We start from the raw sequence: 6,192 nt of genomic DNA, 5'->3' as shown, positions 1-6,192 counted from the left end.
CTTCCTTAGTGGTTGGTCGATGTGTACCCACAATGGACTTTCACCACCTAGATAGTTGCCATGCCTGGCACACAAGAAAAAAACTGAAGCACTCGGCCTCAGTTCTCTCTTGGTTATTGGCTGTTCTCGTAAACTCGGTTGCTATTTAACCCAACCTAAGAGCATTTCACGAATAAGCTTGCTTGCTGTGTTGGCTGTTTGTTCTGAATGATCATAAATAGGTGCGACTTCTACTAAGTCCGCCCCAACCACATTGACTTTAGATCGTGCAATTTCATGAATAGAAGCGAGCAGTTCTCTAGAGGTAATCCCTCCAGCATCTACTGTTCCTGTACCAGGTGCATGCGCTGGATCAAGCACATCAATGTCGATCGTAACATAGACCGGACGTCCTGCTAGCTGTGGTAGAATTTCTTTTAAAGGCTGATGCACATCAAACTTGGCGATATACATTCCCACCTTTTTTGCCCACTCAAATTCTTCCTTCATCCCCGAACGAATTCCGAAAGAGTAGACATTTCCTGGTCCAATTAGCTCTGCTGCCTTACGAATGGGTGTTGAGTGAGATAAGGGCTCTCCCTCATAATGCTCACGTAGGTCCGTGTGGGCATCCATATGAATAATGGCTAAATCAGGGTATTTCTTGTACATCGCTTTGATAACAGGCCACGATACAAGATGTTCCCCACCCATACCAAGTGGAAATTTATCTTGAGCTAGTAATTGATCCACAAACTCTTCAATCGCCTCGATACTTTTCTGCGGATTCCCGAAAGGTAAAGGGATATCGCCCGCATCAAAATATTTCACATCATCTAGCTCACGGTCGAGATAAGCACTGTATTCCTCTAATCCAATAGAAACCTCACGAATGCGAGCAGGACCAAAACGAGAACCTGGACGATACGAAACTGTCCAATCCATCGGCATACCATAAAGAACAGCACTGCTTTCCTCGAAGCTTGGATGACTTTTTATAAAAACTTTACCTGAGTAGGCTTCGTCAAAACGCATTTGAAATCCTCCTGTACAAAAGACGCAAGCGCCATGTTTAGTCCCAGGCATAGCAAATGTTCTCAAAAAAAGAATATATGGGTGATTTTCCCTTTTATTCTTTTTTTAGGTTATTTGCTCTCGAGGGACTGGGGGCTTGCGCCAGATTAGAATAAGTATACTTGTTTAATTCTAAAAAACGTACGTTACTTAATCAGATCAGCAACAAATTTAGGTAATACAAAAGCAGCCTTGTGAAGCTCTTTTGTGTAATATTTCGTATCAATCTCGTGGAATCGATCCTCTGCAACCTCAAGTGGATGATGCTTTTTCGAACCAACTGTAAACGTCCACAATCCACTTGGATAGGTTGGGATGCTAGCTAAATATAGACTTGTGATTGGGAAGATTTCTTTCACATCACGTTGAACATCGCGAATGAGGTCTGGTGTGAACCAAGGGTTGTCCGATTGAGCAACAAAGATCCCGTCTTCTTTAAGAGCCTTAGAAATACCCGCGTAAAATCCTTTTGTAAATAGGTTTACTGCTGGACCTACTGGTTCTGTTGAATCAACCATAATCACGTCATATTCGTTTTCACTTTCAGCGATGTGCATAAAGCCGTCTCCAACTTTGACTTCAACACGAGCATCCTCAAGCATGCCAGCAATCTCAGGTAGATACTTTTTTGAGTACTCGATGACTTTTCCATCAATTTCAACAAGTGTCGCCTTTTTTACACTCGGATGCTTAAGCACCTCACGAATAACTCCGCCGTCTCCCCCACCAACAACAAGTACGTTTTCAGGGTTTGGGTGAGAGAATAAAGGGACATGCGCCACCATCTCATGGTAAACAAACTCATCCTTTTGAGTGGTCATCACCATTCCATCAAGGATAAGCATATTTCCGAACTCTTCGGTTTCAACCATATCTAATTTTTGAAATTCCGTTTGCTCCGTATGTAGGGTTTGATTGATTTTTGCTGTGATCCCGAAATTCTTCGTTTGCTTCTCTGTGTACCATAATTCCATTTTGTATGTCACACCTTTCTATTATTTAAGCACAATAAGTATCTACTTTTTACTATACTATCGTTCCCTTCTGAAACGATAAAAAACCAACTCTTCTCTTACTAAAGAAAAGGTAGGCGTTGATGAAAAAATATACAGCAAATCAAAGTATAGACCAATCCCCTAAAAATGCAAGTACAAATTAAATAGTAGGTCTATTCTTTAACGCGGTAAAGCAGTGGGGGTCAGGCCCCCATCGCTTTACCGCGTTAAAATATCCTTTAAAAGGTTTAGAATGCTGTTTTTTTCTCAATACTGTTGATACATGTTTTTTAATAGGATGTACTTTGGTGGGTGAATAGAGGATGGAAATCATTACGAATGAACGTTTACGACAAACGTTTAAATATATGCGTGCTGTATTTTTTATAGGGTTATTTCTATCAATCTTGTTTATGCTTGGGCTAACAGGTGTCTTTATTTACGCCAAAACCAAGGGTCCACCTCCCCTTCAGGTTCCGCAATCTACGATTTACTTCGGAGAAGACGAAACCGTTATTGGTGAAAGTAATCACGGGCAGACTCGTTATTGGGTTCCGCTTGAGGAGATTTCTCCACACCTTATTGATGCAACCATTTCTATCGAGGATAAGCGTTTTTTTAATCATCATGGATTTGACTATGTAAGGATTGCTGGCGCTGTTCTTGCGGATATAAAATCAATGTCCAAAGCGCAAGGAGCTAGTACAATCTCTCAGCAGTATGCGAGAAACTTGTTTCTCGAGCATGACAAAACGTGGAAACGAAAATTAATAGAGGCCCTTTATACTCTTCGTTTAGAAATGAATTATTCTAAAGAACAGATTATAGAAGGCTATCTAAACACTATTTATTATGGTCACGGTGCTTACGGAATTGAGGCTGCTTCCAATTTTTATTTTAATAAGCATGCAAAGGATTTATCACTAAGTGAGGCAGCTATGCTAGCTGGTGTTCCTAAGGGTCCTGGTCATTATTCTCCGATTGATCACCCTGAAAACGCAAAAGCGCGCCAGCTTGTTGTACTCAATACTATGGTTAAAAACAACCTGCTTCCTAGTAATCAAGTCCAAAAGATTCATAAGAAAACGATTCAATTCCACGGAAAGTATGATGTAAAAAGACTCAACATTGCACCTTATTTTCAAGATGCCGTAAGACTCGCACTAAAATCAGTGACAAGTATGACCGATCAAACCATTGAGATGGGTGGACTTCGTATTTACACGTCACTTGATCCAACGCTACAATCCATGGTTGAAGCAAAAATGGAATCCATCATTGACTCAGATTCTAAAATTCAAGCTTCTATCGTAGTGATGCATCCAGCAAATGGTGAAGTAAAAGCACTTGTTGGTGGTAGAGACTATGTATTGAGTCAGTTTAACCGAGCTACTCAAGCAAAACGTCAACCAGGCTCAACGTTTAAGCCGTTTCTCTATTACGCGGCCGTCGAGCAAGGATTTACACCATCCACACAACTAAGAAGTGAGTATACGACCTTTCAATATGGAGATGCAGAAGAAAACCGTACCTATTCACCAAGCAATTATAATGACTATTACGCAAATGACACCATTACTTTAGCTCAGGCTATCGCTTTATCTGATAATGTTTTTGCAGTTAAAACACATATGTCACTCGGAGAGAATGTTCTTGTTGATACGAGCCGAAGACTTGGTATACAAGGGAAATTTGTAGCGAATCCCTCTTTAGCATTAGGCACATCAAATGTGAAGATAATTGATATGGTGAATGCGTATGGAATATTGGCTAATGGTGGTCAAGAAATTGAACCCACTTTTATAAAAAAGATCGTGGATTACAATGGTGAAGTATTGTACGAGAAAAAGAGTACCAAAAAGCAAATCCTTGATCCAGATGCTGCCTTTGTGACAACTCATATGATGACAGGCATGTTCGATGAAAAATTAAATGATTATACAGTAGTAACCGGCAAGCCCATAATGAATCAGATATCGAGAATATATGCCGGAAAGTCAGGGACAACAAGTACAGACAGTTGGATGATTGGTTATTCACCAAAGCTTGTGACAGGTGTATGGGTTGGCTATGACAAAGATTACACCCTAGACTTAGCACAGGAAAAGAGGTATGCCAAAAACATTTGGGTCTCTATTATGGAAGAGGCTCTTAAAGACGAACCTGTGCAGGCTTTTAAACCAACATCAGGTGTAGTAGGTGTTTATGTGAATCCAGATAACGGCAAACTCGCAACCGAAGGCTGTCCAATTGCAAGGCTAACCTATTATGTAAAAGGAACCGAGCCTACAGACTATTGCCAAGATCATCTTCCAAACCAACATGAAAAAGACCCCATTATAGTTGAGGAGGATCAAGAAAAAGAACCTGGCATTATGAGAAAAATATTAAATTGGTTTTCACCCTAATGTAGGAAAGCAAAAAGCCGTAGAGAACGAATCTCTACGGCTTTTTGTGTCCTAGTTCTACAGTGTGTTAAGCTGTAAAACTAAGTGTACTTTTTTTCAATAGAAAGCTCAACTTTTATTGAAAACGTTCATCAAACTGTCATAAATGTGACAAAATCATGCTCCTTGCAGGTCTTCTTTTAACTGATCAGTTGCCCGTTCCCACATGCCTTTATCATGATTTTCCAAGTAATCCTTTAAAATTTTCTTAGATGTATCATCCATATGATTGACAATGATTTTCCGCTTTAATGATTTATCCATATTGTTCACATGTTCAGGCAATGATTTATAGCCCCGACGAATTTCCCGGTTCACCGTCATTTCACATGCTGTTACTCCTGCATAATAAGGACCTTCTGCTAAACGTTCGATTGTTACCCAAACCATCCAATAGAGCTTCCCGTTTGGTGAATTCTCTCGATCAGGAGTGAATTTTATCCCCTTTTCGATAACACTTCTTGCATGAAGAGCACCAATATCGACAAACGCTTCTCCAGCCTCTGGGTCAACAATAACTGGGGAGATATTTTCAAGACTTAGAGATCCTGTAGCACCAAACCCACCATGACCATCAGTTGGATCATTTTTTATAATATTAAAGCCAATTGTTTTTTTCTTTTTTTCAGGCTCCATATGGATTGACCTCCTCTTTTTTCAAGTAATTATAAAGAAATTATGAACCAATCTCCAATATCGGTGCTGTCATGGTAGACAATACACTTTCGACAAAAGGGATTACAGTTTGGAAAATCGGTGTGATTGTATAGGCATCTAATGGTGTAATAACTAAGATTAAAAAAATAATAATTCCATAATGTTCATATTGGGTAAGACGCGCTCGGACTTTAGGTGGTGCTAGGTCTTCCATGATTCGATATCCATCAAGAGGTGGAAACGGCAGAAGGTTAAAAACAAATAAAGAGATATTAATTCTTATAAAGTAGCCAAAGAACATTTCTAATGAATCTGCAACATTGCTCGGGATCATTGAAAAAATACCGATACGAATGAATATAAACATTAATATAAACCCTAGAAATGCAAGGACTAAGTTACTTAGAGGACCCGCAACAGATACTAACACACCTGCCAATCTTGGATTCTTAAAGAAAAACCGATTGACCGGAACCGGTTTTGCCCAACCAAAACCTAGTAGAATTAACATAATTGAGCCAACTGGATCTAGATGTTTTAAGGGTGACAGGGTTAATCTTCCTTGATTTTTTGCAGTGGGATCTCCAAACTTATAGGCCACATACGCATGTGAAAATTCATGAACTGAAAAGGCAATGATTAACGTTATGATGACGAATGGAAGTCCTTCAAGACTTAAAAACGAAAATGGCATTTCCATATAGTTCTCCTTTATCTTTCAAAAATATTCTCCCATTAGTATACTATAACTGCACTCTACACTGAAATATGAAAGTGAGGAAACATATTCATGCCATACGTAACCGTAAAAATGCTAGAAGGTCGTACCGAGGAACAAAAGAAGACTCTAGTAGAGAAAGTAACAGCGGCTGTTTCTGAATCAACAGGCGCCCCGTCCGAAAAAATCGTCGTCTTCATCGAAGAGATGACCAAAAACCACTATGCCACAGGCGGAAAAAGACTGAGCGACGAATAAACTTTAACCCTTTAAAGCAACGGGGGCCTGGCCCCCACCGCTTTAATGCGGTGAAGACCAGGCC

Annotated in this window: 6 protein-coding genes; 2 read left to right on the top strand and 4 right to left on the bottom strand. The window is 39.9% G+C overall.

Annotated elements, in window-relative coordinates; genetic code table 11:
- Positions 1-141: 141 nt before the first annotated feature.
- Positions 142-1,014 (bottom strand): agmatinase, encoded by an 873-nt coding sequence (speB, locus tag ACOI1C_RS20270; RefSeq protein WP_422512380.1) that lies wholly within the window; start codon positions 1,012-1,014, stop codon positions 142-144.
- 185 nt (positions 1,015-1,199) lie between these two features.
- Positions 1,200-2,027, bottom strand: a complete 828-nt coding sequence (gene speE, locus ACOI1C_RS20265; protein ID WP_422512379.1) for a spermidine synthase — start codon at positions 2,025-2,027, stop codon at positions 1,200-1,202.
- A gap of 344 nt (positions 2,028-2,371) precedes the next feature.
- Here speE and ACOI1C_RS20260 point away from each other — a divergent pair, with 344 nt between their 5' ends.
- Complete coding sequence (locus ACOI1C_RS20260; protein WP_422512378.1) at positions 2,372-4,456, top strand: transglycosylase domain-containing protein; 2,085 nt, start codon at positions 2,372-2,374, stop codon at positions 4,454-4,456.
- A gap of 156 nt (positions 4,457-4,612) precedes the next feature.
- Here ACOI1C_RS20260 and ACOI1C_RS20255 read toward each other — a convergent pair whose 3' ends face one another.
- Positions 4,613-5,131 (bottom strand): YwhD family protein, encoded by a 519-nt coding sequence (locus tag ACOI1C_RS20255; RefSeq protein ID WP_422512377.1) that lies wholly within the window; start codon positions 5,129-5,131, stop codon positions 4,613-4,615.
- Between the two features lie 40 nt (positions 5,132-5,171).
- Positions 5,172-5,852 carry a site-2 protease family protein gene (locus ACOI1C_RS20250; RefSeq protein WP_422512376.1) on the bottom strand — a complete coding sequence of 227 codons (681 nt, stop codon included), beginning with the start codon at positions 5,850-5,852 and terminating at the stop codon, positions 5,172-5,174.
- A 90-nt stretch (positions 5,853-5,942) separates the two neighbouring features.
- Between ACOI1C_RS20250 and ACOI1C_RS20245 the strand changes: the two genes are divergently transcribed.
- Positions 5,943-6,128 carry a 2-hydroxymuconate tautomerase gene (locus ACOI1C_RS20245; RefSeq protein ID WP_422512375.1) on the top strand — a complete coding sequence of 62 codons (186 nt, stop codon included), beginning with the start codon at positions 5,943-5,945 and terminating at the stop codon, positions 6,126-6,128.
- The last annotated feature ends 64 nt before the right edge of the window (positions 6,129-6,192 follow it).

Origin of the sequence: Bacillus sp. DJP31, assembly GCF_049310945.1 — a bacterium.
In the GTDB taxonomy this organism is placed as follows: Bacteria; Bacillota; Bacilli; order Bacillales; family SA4; genus Bacillus_BS.
The sequence above is the reverse complement of the archived record's forward strand: the minus strand, read 5'-3'. Positions and strand labels throughout refer to the sequence as shown.